This is a genomic window from Paenibacillus sp. SER-28, from assembly GCF_052906305.1.
On sequence record NZ_JBRECM010000001.1, the window covers coordinates 501,112 to 525,917 of the forward strand.

The window sequence follows — 24,806 nt, forward strand, 5'->3', positions numbered from 1 at the left end:
AAGGCGGGTTACCATAGTACCGGACACACCTTAGAATCAACATACAGTAGTATTGAAGGAGGGCATAATTGTGACTACACCAGATCGTACTCGCGTCACTGTAGAGATCTACGGTACTTCTTATAAACTCGTCGGCAGCAATACCGATTATATGAAGCAGGTTGCCAATTACGTGGATGAGCGCATGCACAGCATTTCTCAAGCTCATTCGCGTCTGGATATGCCCCGAATTGCCGTGCTGGCTGCGGTTCATATGGCAGAAGAAGCTGTACAAATCCAGGAAATTCAGAGTCATATGAACCGCTTAGCAGCGGAACGAGCAGAACTCCGGGGAGATCTGGCGCAACTCCAGACGGCACTAGGAGAACAGCAGCAAAAAAATACAGATCTGCATCAATCTTTTATTCAACTAAAGGAAGAAAAGGAAGCAACGCAGAAGAAGCTGATGGAAACCGAATCTGTATCAGCCAAAGAGATTGCCCAATTGAAGGCAAAGCTGGAACAGCAGGAGAAAAAAGCGACTGAACTTGAAAATGGACAAAAACAAGCTAAACGTGAATTGGAGGAGTCTCGTCAAGAAGCTTCTCGCAAGCTGAAAGAGCAGCAGGAGGCGGCTAATGCCCGTATCCGACAAATAGAAGAGCAGATGAAGAAGGAAGTAGCTGAAGCGACTAAACAGGCTGAAGCCAAGCTGTCAGCTGCAGAGAAGACTCATCAGGAGCAAAAGCGTATAGAACTGGACAAGCTGCGATCTGCTTTGCAGCAAGAGCATAGTAAGAAGGTAAGCGAATGGCAGACCAAGTGCTCAGGGCTGAATGAGCAGCTGGAGCAGGAACGTAAACAGGCTGAATTGGCGTTGAATGAAGAAAAGCTCCAGCATCAGGAAGCGCAGAAGCGAGCTGATGAAGCTGCACTGGAGCAGGAGATTCGGGTTGAGGAGCTTCAGGAACAATTAGAACAAGTACAAGCAGGCAGTACAGAGCTTGTTTCTCGTCTGGGAGAGGCTCAAGAACAAGCAAGAGTACTGAAGCAACAACAGTCCGAGCTGGAGTCTGTGCTGGAAACACAGCGACAGGCTGCGATAGAGCGAGAGCAGGCAGATACGCTTGCGCGTGAAGAACTGCAAAGCCGATATGATCAATTAGAAGCTGAAGCTAAGGCTACGCAGCAGCAGACGGCTAAGCTGGAGGAAGAACAGCGGCGGATGCAGAAGCTGCTGGAGCAAGCTCACGTATCTTCTCGCAAGCTGCAAAGTGAGCTGGCTACGCTAGCTGAAAGCGAGAAGTCATGGAAGAAGCTTGCAGAAGAACGCCAGTTGGCAGTTGATGAGCTGGAGCTCTCCCTGCTGGAAGCACGTGAACAGAAGGAAGCGATACAGGAGCAATTACAGCACGCAGAGGCTGAGCTCGAAGCTATTAATGATAAATTTGCTTCACAACAGCAACGGCTAGTTCAACTTGAAGCGAGAATCAAGGAGCTTTCACCTGAGCTGATTCGCGTTCAGGATGAGCTTGAGAAAGCCAAAGTCCGAGAGCAAGAGGGAGCTAAGGCGTATCAATCGCTTCAGGAGCAATATGGAAGCATGAAGAGCCGAGCTGGACAGCTGGAGCAGAATATTAAGCAGCTTCAACAGGAAGATCACGAACGGCGGAGTAAACTGGAACGTGCTGAGGAAGAATCTTTAGAGTGGCAACTTAAATACGATCAGTTGAAGGCAGAAGCGGAACGTCTGGAAGCTGAAGATGCTGCCCGTAAGGAAGAATTTGCATCTTGGGAACGGGAAATAGCGGTAACTGTTGAACAAAAGGAACAGCTTCAGGAGGAGACTCGTTTGGCGGTTGAAGCTGCCAAAACAGCGAAAGCTGAACAGCAGTCCATAGAGCAGGAACGAATGGCCTTGCAGTCTGAATTGGACGAAGTGGGCCAAAAATATGAAATGGCGGCGCATCAGCTTCGTCTGTTACAAGTACAACAGGACGTAGATCGGGAAAATACGGAGAAGATTTCTACAGAATTACGTCAATTACAGGAAGAATACACTAAACTTCAAACGGAGTACAATGAATGGATTGAACTTATCGAACAGGATCAGTAGATACGGATTAAAAATGTAAGGCAATCCCCGGCTGCTCATCGCCGGGGATTGTTTGCTTTTGTATCCACTCAGAGGTTATATGACACAAAGCTGTCCTTTGGCAGACGAAATCTGCTTCGGGACAGCTTTGTCGGGAGTTCTATTGAAGTTATTTCCCGTCTTTGCGACCTGCTTCAAACGGTGTCGATACCGGAATAAACAGGTCGATAATCCCGATAACCAACGCAGCGAGCAATGCGCCCAGAACGGAAACACTGACATTGGTCACCACATATTGAGCGATCCAGATCACCAGAGCGCTCACAAGAAAACCTACGATACCGCGTCCAAATGGAGAAACGCGTCGGCCGAACACTGCCTCGATGATGTAACCAACCAAGGCAATGACAATGGCAAGAATCAGTGCGCTCCAAAAGCCGCCTACACTAAATCCGGGAACGATCCAGCTTACGACCATCAGCACCAGAGCGGCAACGATGAAACGTACAATGTGCCCGAGAATGCTCACGGAATAACCTCCTTTGTTTTTTGAATTTACAGGGTTAGACAAAGGTTAGTGTGTGGCATGAAGAGCTTTCTTATGTGTAAAAAGGAGTTGGCAAATAGCGTAAGTTTGCTGCTTTCGGTATAATATAGATATATGTGAAAGGAGTAGTGAAGTTGGACTCTAAAATTTTTAAAACCCTTGAATATCAAAAAATTCTAAATAAACTAAGTCACTATGCCCAAACGGCAACGGGACAACAGACAGCCCTTCGACTACAGCCCAGCGATGATTTGGAGCATATCAAGAAAATGCTGAAAGGTACGGATGAGGCCTATGCTGCTGATCGACTCAAAGGAGTGCCTTCATTTAACGGAGTAGTGGATATCACTCCGGCAGTGAAGCGTGCCCGTATTGGCGGAACGTTAAGCCCGCAGGAGTTGCTTGGCATTCGGACAACAGTTCAGGCCGCACGCCGTATACAGGTATACGTGGCAAGTTTGCATGAGGAAAATCCTGTCGAAACATTGCTGTATTGGAGCGAGCAGCTTTCGGAGCAGAGAGGTTTAGAAAACTCCATTAAAGGCTGTATTGATGAAAATGCAGAGGTGCTGGATTCTGCCAGCACAGAGCTTTCTCAAATCCGTCGGGAGCTGCGCTCGGGAGAAGTGCGTATTCGTGAAAAGCTGGATTCCATGATTCGTTCCTCAACTGTATCCAAAATGCTTCAAGATCAGTTGATAACGATTCGTGGAGATCGGTTTGTGATCCCAGTTAAGGCCGAATACCGTTCTTATTTTGGCGGAATTGTTCATGATCAATCCGGGTCTGGCGCAACATTGTTTATCGAGCCTGAATCCATTGTAGCCATGAACAATAAGCTGAGGGAAACAAGGCTGAGAGAAGAGCGTGAAATTGAAGTCATTTTACAGAAGCTGACCGCACTTGTCGCAGAACAAGCAGATATGTTGTTGTATGATGTGGACATATTGGGTAATCTTGATTTTATTTTTGCAAAAGCGCGTCTCGCCCGTGAAATGAAGGCAACCTTACCTTTAATGAATGACCGCGGGTACTTGAAGCTGAAAAAGGGCAGACATCCCCTAATTCCGTTGGAACAGGTTGTTCCCATTGATGTGGAGTTAGGCAATTCATACACCTCCATTATCGTTACCGGACCGAACACAGGGGGGAAAACCGTTACCCTGAAAACCATCGGCCTACTTAGTTTGATGGCGATGTCTGGACTGTTTGTACCTGTTGAGGATGAAAGCCAGCTGTGTGTATTTGATGCAATCTATGCCGATATTGGTGACGAGCAGAGCATTGAGCAAAACTTGAGTACATTTTCCAGTCACATGACCAATATCATTAGCATCCTGAAAAATATGACGCCCAAAAGTCTTGTATTGCTTGACGAAGTGGGGGCAGGAACGGACCCCGCGGAAGGTTCGGCTCTGGCTGTATCCATTCTGGAGCATATACATGCCATGGGTTGCCGCATGGTTGCGACGACTCACTATAGTGAATTGAAGGCGTATGCCTATGAGCGCAAAGGAATTATTAATGCAAGCATGGAGTTTGATGTCGCTACATTAAGCCCGACCTACCGCCTTCTGGTCGGTGTACCCGGACGAAGTAATGCATTTGCTATTGCCGAGCGATTGGGATTGCCAGGGCGTATTTTAGACTATGCCCGTGGTGAGGTAACGGAAGAAGACCAGCGCGTCGAGCACATGATCGCGTCACTGGAGCAGAACCGTTTAACCGCTGAGCAAGAACGGGAAAAAGCGGAGCAGCTGCGTAAGGAAATGGAAGCATTGCGTAGCCGTCATCAGACGGAGTTGGATAAGCTGGAGTCCCAACGGGACCGTATGCTGGAAAAAGCTGAGGACGAAGCAAGAGTTCTCGTGGATAAGGCTCGTAGTGAAGCAGAGAAAATCATTACTGATTTGCGTAAATTGGCTCAGGAAGAAGGGGCCTCGGTTAAGGAGCATAAGCTGATTGCAGCTCGCAGAGAATTGGATGAGGCTGAACCGAAGCAACGCAAGAAAAGTACCGTCAAACGCCCGGCCGCTACACGTACTCGTTCTATCATGGCTGGCGATGAAGTATCCGTTCACAGTCTGAATAAAAAAGGCCACGTGGTTGAACTGTCCGGTACCAAGGAAGCTGTGGTTCAACTGGGGATCATGAAGATGAAGGTCAGTCTGGATGATCTGGAACTACTGCAACCTGCACAAACAACGACTCCAAGAATTCAAAAACCAGTGACTGGCGTTAAGCGGACACGGGATGATAACGTACGAAGTGAACTTGATCTTCGGGGGGCGAACGTGGAGGAAGCCTTGATGGAAGTGGACCGCTTCATGGATGAAGCGTTTCTGGCCAATCTGGGTCAGGTACACATTATACATGGCAAAGGTACAGGTGTCCTGAGAACCGGTATTCAGGAGTACCTCCGCAAGCATAAACATGTGAAAAGCTACCGTATCGGTAATTACAATGAAGGCGGCACAGGCGTAACAGTTGCTGAATTGGAATAGCTATGGGTTGCCGGCTTTGCCCGGGAACGCTTGGTAGAACGGGAGGGACGAAGTGAAGATGGCGATTGATGAATTGCTGTCACATCCGTTGGGGATGATGCTGGGTTATTTCTCGGTGGCGGTGCTGGAGCTAATTGTATTTTTGTCGTGTTTTGAGCTGGTAACCCGCTATAAATGCTGGGAAGAGATCAAGCGCGGCAATGTTTCGGTAGCCATGGCTACGGGAGGGAAAATGTTCGGTATTTGCAACGTGCTCCGCTTTGCGATGGAAGCCAAATCTAGTGTTTATGATACGATGATTTGGTCGTTCGTTGGCTTTTTACTGCTACTTGCGGCGTACTTTCTTTTTGAGTTTCTGACACCAGTATTTTCTATCGATCAACAGATTAAAGAGGATAATCGTGCTGTCGGCTTGTTCTCCATGATTATTTCCATATCTTTATCTTATGTGATCGGTGCCAGTGTAACTTGACACATCTTGTATACTAGAGCTTGGTATACGCTTGGAACGGAAGGATGATAAAGCTTGGAAATGACTATTTGTCCATGGTGTAACATGGAAATTATTTGGGATGAAGAATTAGGACCTGAGGAAGAGTGTCCTTATTGCCATAATGATCTGAAAGGGTACTCTGACATCACCGATGATGAAGATGAGTCTGTTTCTCCACCTGTTCATAGACATGCTGGTGAGCATGGACATGAAGAGACGAAACATGATCATGTGGCTTCTGTCACCCCGGCGCCCCACTCTCATGGAAAAGAAGACCTGAAGGGTTATCGTACATTGAGTATTCAGCTCGGTGATGATGAGGAGCAGGATATTTTATATGAGGCAGAGGATGAAATCGTAGTTGAAAAACCGGTTGATGCACCGTTGTTGCAGGATAATGAGCTTCATAAGCTGCCTGTGCTGCATACTTTGCAAAAATTCGAAGAAAGCGGTGCGGATCTGATGGCTTATGAACAAGGTGCTGAACAAATACTCGACAGACAAGATGAGGTTCTTGAATGTTCCCAATGTGGAGAGTACATGCTGCATGCGGGTTCGCAAACCGTAACCAGAGAAGGCTTTGAACCGTCGATGTCTCCAGCGCTTGGTAAGCCTGTTCTGGATTTGCCGTTCGTCTTGAATGTTTATGTGTGTCCTAGCTGCTTCCATGTACAGCAGACACTGTCAGAGAATGACCGACTGCGGATGCTGGAGAAGCTCAGCAATATTTCCAACAATTAAATAGCAATCCCCCGGATAGGCCCAAGCTCAATACGGGCATCTTAAATCGAAGAAATCTTTGAACAAGCTGGCTTGAAATAAGCTGATTGGTGATTTTTCGGTTAGGGGGAACTGCATTGAAATCAAACCTGAACGGACAATCCATTCTGCTATTAAGCTTGAATGGATTGTTTGTGTTTGCAGCAGCATTGTCAGGCACATTTCTTAACGTGTATTTGTGGAAAAGCAGGCAGGATTACGCGATGATCGGCTGGTTTAATGTCAGTCAACAAATTGCACTGGGAATTATGGTCTGGGTGGCTGGAAAGTGGGTCAAGGAACATAACAAAATGAATGCCCTGCGCGTGGGGACCGCATTATCCGGCCTATTTTATCTGATCGTGTTATATACGGGACCGCAGGCTGTGAACTACATATGGCCGCTCGGGATGTTGCTGGGTGCAGCATTAGGTTTATTCTGGCTGGCGTTTAATGTGATTTTTTTCGAAGTCACGGATCAGGCAAGTCGTGATCATTTTAACGGATGGGTGGGTCTGCTAGGCTCGTTTTCCGGTATAGTGGGACCTTGGCTGTCCGGTTGGATTATTGCCCGTATGGAGGATGACGCAGGTTACCGCGTGATATTCAGTATTTCCTTGGCTTTTTATGTCGTAGGAGTGGTGCTTAGTTTCTTTCTTCGCAAGCGCAAGCCGACAGGAAATTACAATTGGAAGGAGCCCAAGCAGCGATTGTCACAAAAAGGGAGTATGTGGCGTCCGTTGTCGTTATCGCTTGTTGCCCAGGGCATCCGTGAAGGGGTATTTGCCTTCCTGATTACGCTGCTCGTGTATGTAGCTACTCAACAGGAATGGAAGCTGGCGCAGTTTTCACTTATTACATCGGCGGTTTCATTTTTCAGCTTTTGGGCTGTCGGAAAATGGCTCAAGCCACACTATCGTTCGGCGGGTATGCTGTTGGGTGCCGTGTTGTTGGTGATCGCGCTTTTACCGTTATTGTGGCGTATGGAGTATAGTACATTACTGATTATGGGGATCGGCACCGCTTTATTTATGCCCTTGTATTTAATTCCCATGATTTCTGCCAGCTTTGATTTAATGGGTACGAGTAAAGGAGACGCCAATCAGAGAGTGGAACTGGTTGTACTACGCGAACTATGCTTAATGGTAGGCCGATTGACCGGAACACTCATTTTCTTGGGTGTCCTAAGTATCAGCAAGGCTCCCACGGCGATGATCTGGTTGTTGATTGGACTGGCATTGATGCCAGTGCTAGGATGGTTTTTTATGCGAAGTGTGCTGAAAATGGAACAAAAGACAAAGCAGAGCAAGTCTCATTCCCACGCACAACGCTGGCACAAGCAAACCGAATAGTTTATAGTTTAAAATACATTTAAAAAAAGACCTCCAGACCCACTTAAAGGGAAAGGAGGTTCTTTTTTTGTTTCCACACGTTAAACCATCGGTTCCGTTGTTTCGGGCGAGGGCTTGGTAGTACGGGTCAGAGAATAAAGCTCCATTTCAGGTCGGTGTGTGCCTGTCAGTTCATCAGCCAAAAGTTGTGCGGCCATCATACTCGTGACTGCTCCATTTCCCCCGTAACCTTCCAAAAAGTAGCAGTTGGGAAAACGCGGATGTGGACCAATATACGGCAAACCGTCTTGAGAGGAGCCGAATACAGCAGCCCATGCAAAGTCGATCTGAAATGGTATACCCGGAAAAAATTCCTGTAACGTTTGTAGCAGCTTTTGCTGTTGGTGCAGCAGCCTGACTTCACGTTGATTGGCGTCCAGTACAGGTTCGTCTAAACCACCAATAATAATGCGTCCTTCCGGTGTGGAGCGCATGTATAGATAAGGACGAGCGGTTTCCCAGATGAGACACTGTTCATGCCACAAGGGTGTATCTCCGATTGGATTGGTGGCGATAGCATATGAGCTTTCCAGAACGGCTCCGCGGTCTGTTTTAATCTCTTGTGTTTCATAACCTGTTGCAAAAATAACTTTTTTCGCTCGGATAATCCCACCGCTGGTATGACAAACGACCTCATTATCGTTGAATTCAAAATGCTCAGCTTCTGTATTCTCGTATAAGCGAACACCAAGACGGCTGGCAGATCGCAGCAGTCCTTGGGCGAACAAAAATGGATTAACCTCGGCATCTTCGCGTGTATATAAGGCTGCTGGTTTTCGGAAAGGAAATCGGGCAGCAATCTGTTGATCATCCCAGTATTCGACGGGAAATCCAAACCGGGTTAGCTGTTTGTACTCTTCCTGAAGTGTCTGCACATCCTCCGATGTACTTGCATAGTACAGGCTACTTCGGCGTGAAAAAGACGGATCAATTTCCAGCGTGGTAGACAGTTTTTCCAACTGATCCAGAGCATCTTTACTCATACGGTAAAACAGTACACCGTTCATTTCACCAAACGTATTGATGAAGGAAGTTAAGGTCTTATCATTGCTATATTGCAGCAGTCCGTTATTGGCCGAAGAACTTCCATGTACTAGCTTGCGTTTGTCAATAACCACGGCGTCTACCTGTCGTTCTCCCAACAGTCGGGAGCAGATGGATCCACCCATGCCGCCACCTATGATCAATACATCACAATTTAAATCCTCTGCCAAAGGCGGGAAATCCAACATTTTCTCCAAGGTACTGGGCCAATATGTATTCCCGCTTATCAATTCCATATAAATAGCACTCCTCATAAGGTAATATGTAATATTTCTTAGGTGTACATAGTATTTCGCCAAACGGACAAGATAACCAGCGTGCAACAAAACATTCAAGGAGGCACAGAGATTATGCAATCTACGAACATGCAACCCTTGTCAGGCAAAGAGCTGGAGTACATCGTGGACTCCATTTCCAATGAAGAACTACTACTCAAACAAAGTGCGGCGACAGCGGCTTCTATTCAGCACCCAGCCATCCAACAAGCCTGTTTGCAACTGGCAAGAACTCATGAGCACCACTTGAATCTGCTTTCTAATGCTCTTCAACAGCATCAGCAGCTTGCCCCAATGCAACCGCAGCAGTAATTTGGATTTACAATAAAGGAGGTTTGACAGAATGTATTCACAAAACAATATGTCATTTATGCCCGAAGAAGATTTGCTCTATACCATTCTTGCTGATATGAAACGTACGGTGCGCGAGTACACAACGGCGACGACAGAATCCAATTGTCCGTCTGTGCGTCAGATGTTCACCGACCTTACGAATGATACATTGCGTCTGCAAGGTGATTTGTATCACCTGATGAGCCAAAACAATATGTATGCCACTCCGACTAAAGCACTGCGCATCGATTTAGACAAACAGATTCAAGAAGCTCGCAAGACCCAACAAGAATGCCAACAGTTCATTCAGCAAAAGTCGGCATCCGCGGGAGTATATGGCCAATCTATGCACCAGCAAGGCCAGTCTACTCATCAAAACAACCCTTATTATATGTAAACGGGATTTTTCGTTTTTGAAGCAGATTCCCATAACAGCCGTCCATCTGCCGGGTTTACCGGAGTGGACGGTTTTTCTTTGCAGGTTTAAAGTGCGTATTGTATGATGTATAGTAATCTCTTTCGATGGAGGCCTTATGTAGAATGACAGAACTGAATGAATTGAAATTAAAAGTGCTGGAATTGTTAAAAGAAGATGCAAGAAGAACACCGACTCTATTAGCTACTATGCTGGGGGTTGACGAGCAGGATGTTCGCACCTCAATTAAAGAGCTCGAAGACCAACATGTGATCGTCAAATACGCCGCTGTAGTCAATTGGGACAAAGTCGACGACGAAAAGGTTACCGCTTTGATCGAAGTACAGATTACACCCGAGCGTGGAAGAGGCTTTGAAGGGATTGCAGAACGGATTTATTTGTATCCGCAAGTTAAATCGGTCTATCTCATGTCTGGAGCATACGATTTACTGGTAGAGGTTGAAGGCCGCAATCTCCGTGAGGTTGCTAATTTTGTGTCGGAAAAACTGTCGCCTATTGATTCGGTCTTGTCTACCAAGACTAATTTTACGCTTAAAAAATACAAGCAGGACGGAATTATCTTTGAGGACCATCAGGAAGATAATCGTCTGATGATTTCGCCGTAAAGGAAGATCATGATGAATCTCAAAACAGAAGCATTTACTGACAGTAACAAAGCCATGAGTTCCTATTTGTCCCCGTTGGTGCGCGAGATCCCATCTTCGGGTATTCGTAAGTTTTTTGACTTGGTGGGTGGCAACAAGGATATTATTACCCTTGGTGTGGGCGAACCGGATTTTACAACCCCTTGGCATATGCGGGAAGCCTGTGTCTATTCATTGGAGCGAGGTTTTACCAGCTACACGTCTAATGCGGGAACGCCAGAACTGCGTGAAGCGATTAGTGATTATCTGAATGAGCAATTTGAAGTCCGGTATGATCCCAAAAATGAGATTATCGTGACCGTTGGGGGAAGCGAGGCGATTGATCTTGCTTTGCGTGCTTTAATTGTACCTGGCGACGAAATTCTCGTGCCCGAGCCATGCTACATTTCATATTCTCCAATCACTTCGATTGGAGGCGGGATTCCAGTAGGTATTGAAACATTTGCTAAGGATGAATTCAAGCTGACGGCTGAAGCACTGGAGGCAAAAATTACACCTAAATCCAAGGTGTTGATTTTATGCTATCCGAGCAATCCAACTGGGGCTACGATGACTTATGAAGATTGGCTTCCGATTGCCGAAGTCGTGGAAAAACATGATTTGATCGTCATTTCTGATGAAATTTATGCTGAATTGAATTATGGAGAAAAGCATGTCAGTTTTGCCGCTATGCCTGGTATGATGGATCGTACGATTCTCGTCAGTGGTTTTTCCAAAGCCTTCGCCATGACAGGTTGGCGTATTGGATATACATGCGGGCATCCAGATCTGATTGCCGCTATGCTCAAAATCCATCAGTACACCGTAATGTGTGCGCCTTCTATGGGTCAAGTTGCGGCACTGGAAGGCTTGCGGAATGGTTTGGGTGAGAAAGATCGTATGGTAGAAGCCTATAATCAGCGTCGCCGTCTGATGGTTGAAGGGTTCCGGGAAATCGGCCTGGAGTGCCATGAGCCAAGAGGGGCTTTTTACGTTTTCCCTAGTATTCAAAGCACGGGACTCAGCTCAGATGAATTTGCACAGCGTCTTTTGGCAGAGGCTAAAGTTGCGGCTGTACCGGGTAATGTGTTCGGTTTGGGAGGCGAAGGCTATCTTCGTTGCTCATACGCGACTTCTGTTGCTCAGCTGACGGAGGCACTGGATCGGATTGGTCATTTTGTAGAAAAAGTAAGAAAAGAAGGTTAAAATTATTTTTTTATGGGTAATTCATAAAAAATAGTCTTTTATTTCTAAATTTCTATGCTATAATTTGAAATCGGAAGCAGGAAGTTCAATTTTTCAATTGTAGGAGGAATGCTCATGTCATATGTTGGATATAATTCATCTAATTCAATAGGATACGACATTTCCCTGGAAGATGAAATTTTGTTCCTGCGCAATGAGATGATGCGGACATTTCAGGAAGAGCAGTCCTTCACCTCTGATCTTGTTATCCAGATCAGTTGCAAGCTCGATTTGAAAATCAATGAATATATGAAGCTGTATGGTACGGAATGCAAGGTTTAACCGTATGAAGTCAGCCAATGCAAGAAGAAGGCCGTCGGGCCTTCTTTTTTTGCGTTCACAACTTATGATATATTAATGGCATGGAAGAGGGGGCGTACATATGAGAGCAGGGCTAAAAAGGCTATCGCCATGGATCATCGGAATGCTTGCACTTGTATTATTGGCTGGATGTGGGGGACGGGACAAGGACAGCTTCTCCATTTTTATTATGGATAAAGGGGATGCTTCAGTCATCCGTGAAGAGCTGGCACAAAAGCTTAAGGATAAGCTAGGCGAACAGGCTCCGACTATTGAGATTTCAGTCAGTCCGCTGTATAACCAGCAGAAGCTGGTTGTAGAATATGCGGCCGGGGAGCATGATCTGTTTCTTTTGCCGGAAGAGGACATGAAGCTGTATGGACAGAATGGCTCGAATCTGCCGTTAGATGATGCTTTTGACAAGAAGACGTACGCTCGGGGCGTGTTCGAGGGCGGCGTATTTAAGAAGAAGGGGCAGGAGGAAGAAGGATCAGATGTAAGCAAGGAAACTCATTTGTTCGGAATTCCGGTGGAGCAGATGAAGATGTTTAAGGAGCTAAAATATAACTCCAAAACATTATTTGCTACCGTGCCGCCTCGTACAAGCAATAAGGAAGAAGCCATCAAGGTGCTGAAAGCACTTACGGAATGATAAAGGGGATGGAATGAAATGGGCATATATACTAGAACAGGTGATGAAGGACAAACTTCTGTGATCGGCGGTCGAGTGTCCAAAGATGATGATCGTGTGGAGGCATACGGTACAATTGACGAGCTGAACAGCTTTGTAGGACAAGCGATCAGCTTTGCCGAAGGGGAAGAGTTTACGGATATTCGGACTCAATTGGAAGAAATACAGCAGGAGCTGTTTGATTGTGGTTCGGATTTGGCGTTTGTTAAAATTAGTGAAAGCAAATATAAGGTGAAAGACGAGCTGGCAGAGCGTCTTGAAGGCTGGATTGATGCATGTCAGGAGGAAAATCCGAAGGTGGAGCGTTTTATTATACCGGGTGGTAGCACATTATCCTCAACGCTTCATGTTTGCCGTACAGTTTGCCGACGCGCGGAACGCCGTGCTGTTACACTAGGTAAACATACGGACATTAATCCGGCGGTACGTCGGTATTTGAACCGCCTTTCTGATTATTTCTTTGCCGTCGCTCGCACGGCGAATGTCCGTCAAGGCGTGCCCGATGTCGAATATGTGCGCAGCAAAAAAGTGTTCCGCAAATAAGGAGGCAACCGGGAATTTGTGATGAGCTTGTATTATGAACCTATCGTATATACGATCCCTCCTGAGGAGGAGGGCATGCTGTTGAAGACTATTTTACAAAAACGTATGAACATTTCTCGAAAGTTAATATCCAAACTCAAGCTGACCGAGCAAGGTATTATGCTAAACGGGACACGTGTGTACATCAGCGTAAAGGTGAAGTCCGGGGATCGAGTAGAAATTCGCATGGAGCGCGAGCGTTCTGATGATATTTTACCTGAACCCATTCCTTTTGAGATATTGTTTGAGGATGAACATCTGTTAGTGGTGAACAAGGCGGCGGGCATGATTGTCCATCCGACTCACGGTCATTACACAGGAACGCTGGCTAATGGGGTTGTGCATTATTGGCAGGCCAAGGGAGAACTGTTCCGGTTTCGTCCTGTTCATCGTCTTGATCAGGAGACGACGGGTGTGCTGGTAGTAGCCAAAAATCCGTATGTACACCAGCATATTTCTGAGCAAATGATTGCGGGAACGGTGGATAAGCGCTATACAGCTCTGGTGCATGGACGGCCTGAGCTGCAGGAAGGAAAGGTAGACGGACCGATTGACCGCAACCCGGATGATCCGCATTTACGTATGGTGACCCCGGATGGTTATCCTGCCCTTACGCTGTATAAGCTGGAGGAAGTGTGGAACGGGGGAAGTCGCATTGGGCTAAAGTTGGAATCCGGGCGTACGCACCAAATTCGAGTGCATATGACTTATATCGGTTGTCCGTTGATCGGAGATAAAATGTATCGGATTACACCTGATGATGCTGCGCAACGTGAGCGATATGATCAGCTTGATGCCAAGATGCCTCGACAGGCTCTGCATGCCTCAGAGCTATCCTTGGAGCATCCTGTTACCGGGGAGCGGCTGACGTTCTATGCTCCGCTACCTGACGATATGGCTGAAATGCAGGAGCTATTAAGAGCGCAATATCTTTCAGAATAAAATATAAATAAGCGATGAAAATCAAATGGAGGTTAATCTAGCGATGAGCCAACTGAAAGTATATCAGTATTCTAAATGCAGTACCTGTCGTAATGCAGTGAAATGGCTGCAAAACAAGGGACATGAGACGGAACTTATTCCTATTTTTGAACAACCGCCCGGCCCGGAGGAATTGGAGGACTTGATTCGCAAAAGCGGGCTGGAGCTGAAAAAGTTTTTCAATACAAGCGGTGAGGTGTACAAAGAGTTAAAGCTGAAAGATAAGCTTGGGGACATGAGCCGTGAAGAGCAAATTTCGCTTTTATCCTCGAATGGAAGATTAATCAAACGCCCGATTGTAACCGACGGTAACAAAGTAACGGTAGGATTCAAAGAGGAAACATTTGAGGGCACATGGGGAGCTCAATAACGCCCAATTTACCCCCACGATATGTTATACTGTGGGGGTTAAATATTATGATGAATGGGAGCAATACAATCTGTGACACAACGCAATGAACAATCCGTAATGCTGGTTGACGGCATGGCCCTGCTATTTCGCGCTTATTATGCAACCGCCGCAAACGGTTATATCCGTCGTACAAAAGCTGGAGTGCCAACGAACGCCATATATGGTTTTATTCGATATTTTTGGGATGCAGTCCAAACATTTAATCCTACACACGTCATTTGCTGCTGGGATATGGGCGGAACGACATTTCGTGGGGAACATTTTGCTGCGTATAAGGGAAACCGAGCCGACGCACCAGATGATTTGATTCCCCAATTTACATTGATTCGGGAAGTGACGGACAGCCTCGGCATTCCCAACATTGGAGCGGAAGGTTTTGAAGCCGATGATTGTATCGGTACGCTTGCACGCCATTATTCGCAAAATGAGGACATGGATGTAATGATTCTCTCGGGAGATCATGATTTACTTCAATTAGTGGATGATCGGACACGGGTCATTATTATGAAAAAAGGGCACGGCAATTATATGGTATACACCCCGGAGACTCTGCTGACTGAAAAAGGGCTTAAGCCACGCCAAGTGGTGGACCTTAAAGGCCTGATGGGGGATGCAAGCGATAATTATCCAGGAGTACGAGGTATTGGTGAGAAAACGGCACTCAAGCTGGTGCAGGAATATGACTCTATTGAAGGCATTCTGGAGAATTTGGATCAATTAACACCCTCGGTCCGTAAAAAAATTGAGAGTGATTTGGATATGCTGCATCTTTCACGCAAGCTTGCTGAAATTCACTGCGGTGTACCTGTAGCATGTGCTTTGGATAGCTGTCTGCTGACGCTGGATCACGTGCAAATTGTAGACAAGTTTGAGCAGCTTGAAATGAAAAGCTTGTGTACATTGATGGGTGTCGCAACCGGATCATAATGAAGCTGTTAGGCTTGATACGGACAATTTAAGTGAAGTAAGTTTATAGGGATGCTGACGCTAGGTGCGTTAGTGTCCTTATTTTTATACCGTTATGTCAAGGGAGTTGTATAGTCATGTGAAGGATTATATACAATTGCGATAAGGGGATTGACCTCGGGCACATTTCAGGTGAATATAGTGGAGAGAGAACCGGATTATTGAAAGGGGACAACAGCAACTATGACAGTATTGGGAGCAATTGAGGCAGGCGGTACCAAATTTGTATGTGGAATTGGTAACGAACATGGGGAGGTACTGGAACGAGCAAGCTTTCCAACGACCACCCCAGCAGAAACAATGGAGAATGTCATCGCATTTTTTGAAGGCAAGGGCATTGAAGCATTGGGTGTAGGCTCGTTCGGGCCGATTGATCCTATCGAAGGCAGTGATACATATGGCTATATTACAACAACGCCAAAGCCACATTGGGGAAATTACAATCTAATTGGCAAACTGAAACAGCATTTTGATGTGCCTATGGGGTTTGACACGGATGTGAATGGAGCAGCACTTGGTGAGTCTATTTGGGGTGCCGCCAAGGGATTGGACAACTGTCTGTATATTACGATAGGTACAGGCATCGGGGCGGGTGCTTTGGTTGGTGGAAAGCTGATACATGGATTATCCCACCCGGAAATGGGGCATATTCTGGTACGTCGTCACCCAGAAGATACTTACGAGGGGACATGTCCTTATCACGGAGATTGTTTGGAGGGACTGGCAGCAGGTCCTGCGCTCGAAAAAAGATGGAAGGTTAAAGGACATGAACTTTCTGTCGATCACGCAGCCTGGGAAATGGAAGCGTACTATTTGGCACAGGCTTTAATGAGCTATGTATTAATCCTGTCACCGCAAAAAATTATTATGGGTGGGGGAGTAATGAAGCAGGACCAACTGTTCCCGCTCATTCGTACCAAGCTTCAAGAACTTTTGAACGGATACGTACAGCATTCGAGTCTGACGACAGATATTGAGCAATATATCGTATCTCCGGGATTGGGTGACAATGCTGGATTGTGCGGTGCTCTGGCATTGGCAAAGGAAAAGCTGAATCATTAGAATTTATGGTTGACGGCACTCCAAGGTACGGTTATTATATAGGCAACAGCATAGTACGGCTCAAAAAGGGAAGCACCTTTCTTGCGAATACGCAGGATAGGTGCTTTTTTTGCGTTTTTGTGTTGTGCGGGACTGTCTTTCAACGATATGAGGGAGGAAGAAATCATGGAGATTGTATTTTTAAATCGCTTGTCCAAACGGAATGAACAGGGCTATGAGGACTTTGCTCAGGTATGGATTGGGCAACATGAAGGGGGATGGAGTGCAGGGTGGAGCACACAACATGTCCCGGATGAAAGTATAGACGACCTTTGGTATGAGGGCAGCTTGTGGCAGGAATTACTGCATGTATACCGTCATGAGCTGGCGCTCAAAATGGCTGAGGGCTACAGGCCCTTAATCCATGGCGTATTTCATGAGCAAGAAGGATCATCAGGACGAGGACAAACGCTGCAAAAGCTGTATTGCTACAGTGATTTGTTTCCACGTGATGAAGTGTATGAGCAGTTGACGATGTGGAGACGGCAAAAAGCAGCAACGGAACGAAAAGCGCCTTATTTTATCGCTACGAATCGGCTGCTTCGACTCATTAGCGTCTATCTTCCCCATACCGAAGAAGAATTGTTGGAGCTGCCTGGTATGGGTCAGGGTAAGGTGTCGCAATATGGGACGGAGCTATTGGCTATTACGACACAAAATGACCGGACCACGCCATTTCCGTTGAACTGGGTAACAGAGACGCTGGAAGAAGAAGTTTTTTTGTCATGGCTATACAAGCAAAAAGAGAACCAATACAGGCAGGAGCTGAATAAGTTCAGCCTAACTAGAACGATTATCGAAGGCATTTCGGACGGTCTTTCACTGGAGCATATCGGGATGAAGACAGGTTTGCATCGTAGAGAAATGATTGAAGCTGTGGAGCATTTGGACAGGGATGGTATTGATATGGAGAAGCTGATCCGCAAGGAATTGGTGAATGTATCTGAGGAGGAGCAGGCAGTCATCTGGTCTGCTTATGAAGAGTTGGGGGATACGCTGCTCAAGCCTGTCATGCTGAAAGTGTATGGGGAAGAAAAGGCGACAGAAACAGGATTGGATCAAATTTATGAGCGTCTGCGTCTGATCCGTATACGGTTTCGCCATCAGCAGGTACCCGACCGACATGTTGGATAATATAGAACTGATTGGATAAAGCTAAAGTATTAAGTACATTCAGGGTCCAACATACTAAAAAGCAGCAGCCAGTTCCTCATAGGACACGGCTGCTGCTTTTTATGATCAAGCTTGAAAATCGAAATAGGTATCCAACTCCGTACTTTTTCCCCTTTTCTTTTTAAACCCAGTCTTTCTTGCGGAAAATACAGAACATACTGACACCTAGTGCCACCATAATACCAATGACGACAAAATAGCCATAACGTGTATGAAGTTCAGGCATATTATCGAAGTTCATCCCATATATTCCGGTAATGACCGTCAATGGCATAAATACGGTCGTTATTGCCGTAAACACACGCATAATTTCATTGGCACGATTGGCGATACTGGATTGATAAGCTTCTCGAAGGTTACCCATCAAATCGCGGTAAGTTTCAAAAGTCTCCGAAATTTTCACAGCATTTTCATAAATGTCGCTGAAATATTTTTGCAATTGATCGTCGATGAGTCGCAAATCCCGTTTGTTCAGGGTATTGATGACTTCCTTTTGCGGACCCAGCACTTTTTTCAGCCACAGAATCTCACTTCGTAAGCCGATGATTTCGTTCAAATGCGACTTTTTCGTATGCATTAGAATATCTTCTTCCAGCTTTTCAATGCGGACCTCAATCCGGTCACCAACCAGAAAATAGTTGTCAACAATCAAGTCGACCAGCAGATACATAAAACGGTCAGGCTGGCTGACTTCTTGCTCCCACAGCATAGGCTTGAGGGTACGAAGCTCATTGATTTTCTGCTTGGTCACCGTAATGATAAAATGGCGGCCGAGAAAAATGTTCAAAGCTCGCAAAAATATTTCTTCATCATCAAAACGAATGCTATTTACAACGATAAAATAATGGCTTTCATAAATTTCGATCTTCGGACGTTGTTCCTCTTCACTCAAACAGTCTTCTACTGCAAGATCATGCATGGAAAATAAAGGTTGGAGCACTGCCAAATCATCGACATCGGCATCAATCCAATAAAAACCTTCTGCCGGTGCAGTAAGCGCCATTTCAATTTCTTCGACAGGGGTAAAAACCCCGTTGTTGACCAAACGGATTTTCATATATGTCACTCCTTATGCTCCGTCGTAACGGAAATACGTTTACCTTAAGCATAAGGAATGAACTCAGTTAGCCAGTTAGCCGGTGCGGGTAAGCGTGCATTCTCATCAAAAGCCGGAGGCTTTTGGAGCATGCAGAGCCTGGCGTCCCGTCTTTCGGCAAGCTGAAGTCATTCCTATGCTGTTGTTCAGGGATCGCCGCCTACTCGGACTCGGGTCGCCTTCCATTCCGGATTCACCTCTCAAATGTTCTTTTTTAGATTGCCACAGTATCGCAGGAAACACTCAAATCTGCACTACTGCTCCATATTTTTGCCTAATAGCACTTGTATAGTATAACGCTCGGCCTACGGCCTTTCAAGCGCAAAATCATGGGCTAAATCAACAGTAGTGGCAAGAGCTTCAGCGAAAGGAGGGATATGATTTAACCTATGGAAAAGGTAGACAAAATGTGATTGCAGGGCACAAATTTACAAGTCCCATCTTGACGAAGCCCAGCCGATGCATTAAAGTGAACAACAAGAACTTTGTGAACCCAAAATGAATATAGCGAAATCTTATCAAGAGCAGGTGGAGGGACTAGCCCGATGATACCCGGCAACCGGCGATTTTAATCGCACGGTGCTAATTCTTGCAGGACGCGCGCTTTGTACAAAGAGCGTTGCCCTGACAGATGAGAGAGGCGCATATGGATACAAATATGACCTTTCTCTAACCAGAGAAAGGTCTTTTTATTATATGCCCGGCATCTCAGCAGGACGATTTTCGCAAAACTTACCGAACAAGGAGTGAGTTTACATGCCGATTAAAATTCCAGATACACTACCTGCCAAGGAAGTGCTGGAGGGCGAAAATATTTTCGTAATGGATGAAAGCTTGGCTTATCATCAGGATATTCGTCCGTTGCGCATCGCCATTTTGAATTTGATGCCTACGAAGGAAACAACGGAAACCCAACTATTGCGCCTGGTCGGCAATACGCCGCTGCAAGTGGACGTCACGCTGGTGCACATGAAGTCTCATGTATCCAAAAATACATCGCAAGAATATTTGAATATGTTCTATAAAACGTTTGACGAGATTAAGAACAGTCGTTTTGACGGCATGGTCATTACAGGAGCTCCGGTTGAACAGCTTGAGTTTGAGGATGTGAACTACTGGGAGGAGATCCGGCAAATTTTTGAATGGACGAAAACGAATGTAACTTCGACCATGCACATTTGTTGGGCCTCACAGGCAGGTTTATACCATCATTTCAATGTCCCGAAATACGGGCTCGACTACAAATGCTTTGGCGTATTTCCACACACCGTGATTAAACCTAAAGTAAAATTGCTACGCGGCTTTGATGAACTGTTTTATGCCCCTCACTCCAGACATACGGAGGTTCGGCGGGAAGATATTGATCATATCGCCGAATTAGAAGTTTTATCCGAATCCGAGGAAGCTGGAGTGTACCTCGTAGCCACGCTTGACGGTAAACAAATTTTTGTAACTGGGCATTCTGAATATGACCCGCTTTCATTGAAATGGGAATACGACCGCGATGTGGCCAAAGGAATGGATATTGAAGTTCCCAAAAATTATTTTCCTAATGATGATCCTGAGCGCACACCGCCCTCAATCTGGCGGGCGCATGCCAATTTATTATTCTCGAATTGGCTGAACTATTATGTATACCAAGAGACACCTTACGATATCGGGCCCCAGATTTAAAAAAGGGGCTTGTAGTTTACCCTTGTACAGTACCACCTTGCAGTAGCGCAGCAGTATAGTCTTTGACATCCATTTTTGCAGGATTGGTTATAGCACCCACTATGGAAGTTAACAGGAGGATTCATATGAGTGAGAAACAGTGGAAAATCGAAAGTAGATTGGCACAAATCGGTTCAGTAGAGGAGCCAGTAACCGGGGCTGTTAATTACCCGATTTACCAATCTACGGCGTTCCGCCATCCCCGTCTGGGTCAAAGCACAGGATTTGATTATATTCGGACGATCAATCCCACGCGAAAGGTACTGGAAGAGGCTTCTGCTGCACTTGAATCTGGTGATGCAGGCTTTGCATGCAGCTCAGGTATGGCGGCGCTGCAAACGGTATTTGCATTGTTTGGACAGGGAGATCATCTCATAGTATCGCTGGATCTGTATGGCGGGACATATCGTTTGCTGGAGCGTATTTTATCTAAATTTGGTGTAACAGCCAGTTATGTGGATACGAACGATCTTGAAGCACTCGAACAGTCATGTCGACCGAATACCAAAGCTGTATTCATAGAAACACCTACAAATCCGTTAATGATGATTACTGATATTCGAGCGGTGGCTGAATGGGCATCACAACATCAGCTGCTTACCATTGTAGATAATACGCTGCTAACACCATACTTCCAGCGGCCATTGGAACTCGGCGCGGATATTGTGGTACATAGCGCAACCAAGTATTTGGGCGGACACAACGATGTGCTGGCAGGGTTAATCGTAACCAAAGGCAAAGAGCTATCAGCTGAAATTTCCTTTCTGCACAATTCCATAGGGGCCGTGCTTTCCCCGAGTGACTGCTATCAGTTGATGAAGGGGATGAAGACGTTAGCGCTGCGTATGGATCGACATGAACATAATGCAACAGTGCTGTCTAACTATTTACTGACGCATCCGGCGGTGGCAGAAGTATTCTATCCAGCTCTCGAAGGCCACCCAGGTCGTGAGATTCAAAATAAACAATCCAGCGGAAATACAGGTATCTTCTCCTTTAAAGTAAAGGATGCTCGTTATGTGGAACCTTTGCTTCGTCACATTAAGCTCATTGCGTTTGCGGAAAGTCTCGGCGGTGTGGAATCGTTAATGACCTATCCCGCTGTGCAGACACATGCGGACATACCAGCAGAAATTCGGGATGCAGTCGGGGTAGATGACAGGCTGTTGCGTTTCTCCGTAGGCATTGAGCATACAGACGACCTCATTGAAGATTTGCGTTCGGCGTTGGAAGCGGCACGTCAAGAAGTAGAAGGAGGAGAGCTGCAATGATAGAGGATGCGAGAAGGATCGGGCAGGATTTGAACAAAGAGCGGAAGTTCGCTACCAAGCTGCTGCATTTTGGTTCTGAAATTGACAGCGTTACGGGGGCCTCGAGCGTCCCGATCTATCAAGCTTCTACCTTTCACCATCATGATATTTTTAATCCTCCACAGCATGACTATAGCCGTTCAGGTAATCCGACACGACAAGCTTTGGAGGATTATATCGCTTTATTAGAAGGCGGGGCGTGCGGCTTTGCCTTTGCGTCAGGTATGGCGGCCATCTCCACTACCTTTATGCTCTTATCCGCTGGAGATCATGTCATTGTTTCCGAGGATGTATATGGGGGAACATATCGACTGTTGACCTCCATTTTGAAACGGATGAATATCGAAACGACCTTCGTCGACATGACGGACCTTAACCTTGTGAAAGAGGCGTTACAGGAGAATACAAGGGCTGTATATATGGAAACCCCGTCCAATCCGACACTCAAAATTACCGATGTAGCAGGAATAACCTCTTGGGCACAGGATCACGGACTTTTAACTTTATTGGATAATACTTTTATGACACCTTATTATCAACGTCCGATTGAGCAAGGAGTCGATATTGTATTGCACAGTGCGACCAAGTTTCTGGGCGGACACAGCGATGTGCTGGCAGGACTTGCGGTAGCACGTACCGAATCGCTCGGGAGACAAATCAAGCAGCTCCAAAATGGACTGGGTACCGTGCTGGCTCCGCAGGAGTCATGGTTGCTCATGCGCGGTATGAAGACACTGGAGGCTCGTATGGCTCACAGCGAAAAGAGTGCAGCTAAGCTCGCTAACTGGCTGAACGAGCGCAACGACATTGAGGCAGTATACTACCCGGGTCTGGAAAATCATCCAGGGCGTGAAGTTCATGAGCGTCAATCCAGCGGTTATGGTGCAGTGATATCGTTTGATGTGGGTTCTGGTGAGCGTGCAAAAGAAGTCCTCAGTCGCGTACGTATTCCAATTGTAGCGGTGAGTCTGGGAGCTGTGGAAAGCATCTTGTCGTATCCGGCGATGATGTCACATGCGGCTATGCCCCATAGTGTACGATTGGAGCGCGGGATTACGGACGGACTACTTCGTTTCTCCGTAGGTTTGGAGGATATTGATGACCTGATCAGTGATCTGGATGAGGCGCTGCGATAGAGCGCTAGAGCGTTAGCACATCCGCAGCATCTTTGTCGTTTTCACGCCGGGAGCAAATATGTACAGCACTAAACAGCAAGTTTCCAGTATTTCAGGAGGCTTGCTGTTTTCTATAAGAATGACATGAAGGACAGTGTGAAAAAAGGTACTTTCAGTCTTGTTTTGTTATTTCTTGGCTATACGCAATGTTGAGATAAGCTTGTTTTCCTAGGTGAAAAGCAGAAAGAAGCGGGAATAAGTATGGTCCCTTACCTAAAGATATGTTAGTATTATCATTAGGTTTTACTATGCTAAATAGCACAGACAACATACAAGGCCAGTCATGAACATACATTACGGCAGGGTTCGAACGCAGGTTTGTGAAAGCATTCTCGTTCATAAGTCCTGTCGTTCATTTCGTCGCCCTGTGACAGCGAAGGAGGATACACCATGAGTGTAATCGACCATATTTTAGATAAAGCCCTACGCGGCGAACGCCTGAATTTAGAGGATACCGTTGCTTTGTTCGAATCAGACGAGGTAGAAAAAATAGGTCACGCGGCGAATAAAGTCATGAATCGCATGCACCCCGATCCCATTAAAACCTTCGTCATCGGACGAAATATTAACTATACGAACGTATGTGACGTATACTGTCGCTTCTGCGCTTTTTACCGTAGACCGGGTTCCGATGAAGGTTATGTTTTGCCGGATGAGGTGATCTTTCAGAAGATCAAGGAAACGCAGGAGGTAGGTGGCACCGAAATTCTAATGCAAGGCGGTGTGAATCCAAATCTGCCGTTCAGTTATTATACGGATTTGCTGAAAGCTATTAAGGAGCGTTTTCCCGATATTACGATGCACTCCTTCTCGCCAGCTGAAATTCACAAAATGAAGGAAAAATCCGGTCTATCCATGGAAGATACGATTCGAGCCATTCATGAAGCTGGATTGGATTCGCTTCCGGGTGGAGGCGGAGAAATTTTGGATGACCGCACACGCCGCAAAATTAGCCGTCTCAAAGGCTCTTGGCGTGATTGGATGGATGTCATGCAAACGGCTCACAAGGTTGGGATGAACACAACCGCTACGATGGTTATCGGCTTTGGTGAGTTGATGGAGGAGCGTGCGCTGCATTTGTTGCGGGTTCGTGATGCTCAGGACGAATGCATTGAAAACAAATATAATTCTGAAGGATTTTTGGCCTTTATTCCTTGGACCTTCCAGCCAGACAACACCAATCTGAAGAAGGAACGCCAGACGCCAGAAGAATATCTGAAGACCGTTGCGATCAGTCGTCTTGTATTGGATAACATTAAGCATATTCAATCCTCATGGGTAACTATGGGACCTGAAATCGGTAAAAAATCGTTATACTACGGTTGCGATGATTTTGGCAGCACCATGATTGAGGAAAACGTAGTTTCCGCTGCAGGCGCAACATATAAGGTAAACATCGAATCCATTTTACAGTTGATCCGCGAGACGGGTCACATTCCGGCACAGCGCAATACCCGTTATGATATTATTCGTACTTTTGACAGTGCCAGCAGTATTGAACATGATTTTATCATGCAAAATTAATATCCGTTAATATATTGTTAATTACAAAACGCTTATCCATCACTAATCTATGTATAAG

At 46.1% G+C, this 24,806-nt stretch carries 24 protein-coding genes and 1 riboswitch; of the genes, 21 read left to right on the plus strand and 3 right to left on the minus strand.

Annotated features, from left to right (window positions below; translation table 11 throughout):
- The first annotated feature begins 70 nt into the window (after nt 1-70).
- A complete protein-coding gene (gene zapA / locus ACUYLD_RS02360) occupies nt 71-2,095 on the plus strand; it encodes a cell division protein ZapA (RefSeq protein ID WP_446674338.1) in 2,025 nt (674 codons plus the stop codon).
- 148 nt (nt 2,096-2,243) lie between these two features.
- Here the strand turns inward: zapA and ACUYLD_RS02365 are convergent, their stop codons facing one another.
- Complete coding sequence (locus ACUYLD_RS02365; protein WP_023987773.1) at nt 2,244-2,603, minus strand: phage holin family protein; 360 nt, start codon at nt 2,601-2,603, stop codon at nt 2,244-2,246.
- Nucleotides 2,604-2,755: 152 nt separating this feature from the next.
- Here ACUYLD_RS02365 and ACUYLD_RS02370 point away from each other — a divergent pair, with 152 nt between their 5' ends.
- The 4 genes from ACUYLD_RS02370 to ACUYLD_RS02385 all read left to right on the plus strand — a co-directional run bounded on the left by ACUYLD_RS02370 (nt 2,756) and on the right by ACUYLD_RS02385 (nt 7,729).
- The gene (locus ACUYLD_RS02370) at nt 2,756-5,125 is read left to right on the plus strand and encodes an endonuclease MutS2 (RefSeq protein WP_446674339.1); all 2,370 of its coding nucleotides are present in this window, start codon (nt 2,756-2,758) and stop codon (nt 5,123-5,125) included.
- A gap of 58 nt (nt 5,126-5,183) precedes the next feature.
- Nucleotides 5,184-5,597, plus strand: a complete 414-nt coding sequence (locus ACUYLD_RS02375; RefSeq protein ID WP_013309402.1) for a DUF350 domain-containing protein — start codon at nt 5,184-5,186, stop codon at nt 5,595-5,597.
- Nucleotides 5,598-5,651: 54 nt separating this feature from the next.
- Entirely contained in the window at nt 5,652-6,359 is a 708-nt protein-coding gene (locus tag ACUYLD_RS02380; RefSeq protein ID WP_446674340.1) for a hypothetical protein, read from the plus strand.
- 116 nt (nt 6,360-6,475) lie between these two features.
- Nucleotides 6,476-7,729 carry an MFS transporter gene (locus ACUYLD_RS02385; RefSeq protein WP_061829135.1) on the plus strand — a complete coding sequence of 418 codons (1,254 nt, stop codon included), beginning with the start codon at nt 6,476-6,478 and terminating at the stop codon, nt 7,727-7,729.
- 80 nt (nt 7,730-7,809) lie between these two features.
- Here the strand turns inward: ACUYLD_RS02385 and ACUYLD_RS02390 are convergent, their stop codons facing one another.
- Nucleotides 7,810-9,048: an NAD(P)/FAD-dependent oxidoreductase gene (locus ACUYLD_RS02390; RefSeq protein WP_446674341.1), complete on the minus strand. Its 1,239-nt coding sequence runs from the start codon at nt 9,046-9,048 to the stop codon at nt 7,810-7,812.
- A gap of 114 nt (nt 9,049-9,162) precedes the next feature.
- Here ACUYLD_RS02390 and ACUYLD_RS02395 point away from each other — a divergent pair, with 114 nt between their 5' ends.
- From ACUYLD_RS02395 to ACUYLD_RS02450, 12 genes are all read left to right on the plus strand, one after another.
- Entirely contained in the window at nt 9,163-9,399 is a 237-nt protein-coding gene (locus ACUYLD_RS02395; protein WP_061829136.1) for a hypothetical protein, read from the plus strand.
- A 31-nt stretch (nt 9,400-9,430) separates the two neighbouring features.
- Nucleotides 9,431-9,817: a spore coat protein gene (locus ACUYLD_RS02400; RefSeq protein ID WP_029516490.1), complete on the plus strand. Its 387-nt coding sequence runs from the start codon at nt 9,431-9,433 to the stop codon at nt 9,815-9,817.
- Nucleotides 9,818-9,960: 143 nt separating this feature from the next.
- A complete protein-coding gene (locus ACUYLD_RS02405) occupies nt 9,961-10,461 on the plus strand; it encodes an Lrp/AsnC family transcriptional regulator (protein WP_013370105.1) in 501 nt (166 codons plus the stop codon).
- Between the two features lie 12 nt (nt 10,462-10,473).
- Nucleotides 10,474-11,685, plus strand: a complete 1,212-nt coding sequence (locus ACUYLD_RS02410) for an aminotransferase class I/II-fold pyridoxal phosphate-dependent enzyme (protein WP_061829137.1) — start codon at nt 10,474-10,476, stop codon at nt 11,683-11,685.
- 114 nt (nt 11,686-11,799) lie between these two features.
- Nucleotides 11,800-12,006 (plus strand): aspartyl-phosphate phosphatase Spo0E family protein, encoded by a 207-nt coding sequence (locus ACUYLD_RS02415; protein WP_069291479.1) that lies wholly within the window; start codon nt 11,800-11,802, stop codon nt 12,004-12,006.
- Between the two features lie 100 nt (nt 12,007-12,106).
- Nucleotides 12,107-12,676: a hypothetical protein gene (locus ACUYLD_RS02420; protein WP_069291480.1), complete on the plus strand. Its 570-nt coding sequence runs from the start codon at nt 12,107-12,109 to the stop codon at nt 12,674-12,676.
- Between the two features lie 18 nt (nt 12,677-12,694).
- Nucleotides 12,695-13,258, plus strand: a complete 564-nt coding sequence (locus ACUYLD_RS02425; protein WP_061829140.1) for a cob(I)yrinic acid a,c-diamide adenosyltransferase — start codon at nt 12,695-12,697, stop codon at nt 13,256-13,258.
- 21 nt (nt 13,259-13,279) lie between these two features.
- Nucleotides 13,280-14,239: an RluA family pseudouridine synthase gene (locus tag ACUYLD_RS02430; RefSeq protein ID WP_446674574.1), complete on the plus strand. Its 960-nt coding sequence runs from the start codon at nt 13,280-13,282 to the stop codon at nt 14,237-14,239.
- 43 nt (nt 14,240-14,282) lie between these two features.
- Complete coding sequence (locus tag ACUYLD_RS02435; RefSeq protein WP_069291482.1) at nt 14,283-14,648, plus strand: arsenate reductase family protein; 366 nt, start codon at nt 14,283-14,285, stop codon at nt 14,646-14,648.
- 72 nt (nt 14,649-14,720) lie between these two features.
- Nucleotides 14,721-15,617: a 5'-3' exonuclease gene (locus ACUYLD_RS02440; RefSeq protein ID WP_080710677.1), complete on the plus strand. Its 897-nt coding sequence runs from the start codon at nt 14,721-14,723 to the stop codon at nt 15,615-15,617.
- A gap of 222 nt (nt 15,618-15,839) precedes the next feature.
- Nucleotides 15,840-16,718 (plus strand): ROK family protein, encoded by an 879-nt coding sequence (locus tag ACUYLD_RS02445; RefSeq protein ID WP_254326428.1) that lies wholly within the window; start codon nt 15,840-15,842, stop codon nt 16,716-16,718.
- A gap of 165 nt (nt 16,719-16,883) precedes the next feature.
- The gene (locus ACUYLD_RS02450) at nt 16,884-17,891 is read left to right on the plus strand and encodes an HRDC domain-containing protein (RefSeq protein WP_446674342.1); all 1,008 of its coding nucleotides are present in this window, start codon (nt 16,884-16,886) and stop codon (nt 17,889-17,891) included.
- Nucleotides 17,892-18,051: 160 nt separating this feature from the next.
- Here the strand turns inward: ACUYLD_RS02450 and corA are convergent, their stop codons facing one another.
- Nucleotides 18,052-18,987 carry a magnesium/cobalt transporter CorA gene (gene corA / locus ACUYLD_RS02455; protein WP_023987788.1) on the minus strand — a complete coding sequence of 312 codons (936 nt, stop codon included), beginning with the start codon at nt 18,985-18,987 and terminating at the stop codon, nt 18,052-18,054.
- A gap of 551 nt (nt 18,988-19,538) precedes the next feature.
- A riboswitch (SAM riboswitch) is annotated at nt 19,539-19,664 on the plus strand.
- 118 nt (nt 19,665-19,782) lie between these two features.
- Between corA and metA the strand changes: the two genes are divergently transcribed.
- From metA to mqnC, 4 genes are all read left to right on the plus strand, one after another.
- Nucleotides 19,783-20,700 carry a homoserine O-acetyltransferase MetA gene (gene metA, locus ACUYLD_RS02460; protein WP_061829145.1) on the plus strand — a complete coding sequence of 306 codons (918 nt, stop codon included), beginning with the start codon at nt 19,783-19,785 and terminating at the stop codon, nt 20,698-20,700.
- Nucleotides 20,701-20,825: 125 nt separating this feature from the next.
- A complete protein-coding gene (locus ACUYLD_RS02465; RefSeq protein ID WP_043882120.1) occupies nt 20,826-22,010 on the plus strand; it encodes a PLP-dependent transferase in 1,185 nt (394 codons plus the stop codon).
- Nucleotides 22,007-23,185 (plus strand): aminotransferase class I/II-fold pyridoxal phosphate-dependent enzyme, encoded by a 1,179-nt coding sequence (locus tag ACUYLD_RS02470; RefSeq protein ID WP_061829147.1) that lies wholly within the window; start codon nt 22,007-22,009, stop codon nt 23,183-23,185. The genes ACUYLD_RS02465 and ACUYLD_RS02470 overlap by 4 nt, the downstream gene beginning before the upstream one ends.
- 429 nt (nt 23,186-23,614) lie before the next feature.
- Nucleotides 23,615-24,748 carry a cyclic dehypoxanthinyl futalosine synthase gene (gene mqnC, locus ACUYLD_RS02475; protein ID WP_061829148.1) on the plus strand — a complete coding sequence of 378 codons (1,134 nt, stop codon included), beginning with the start codon at nt 23,615-23,617 and terminating at the stop codon, nt 24,746-24,748.
- The last annotated feature ends 58 nt before the right edge of the window (nt 24,749-24,806 follow it).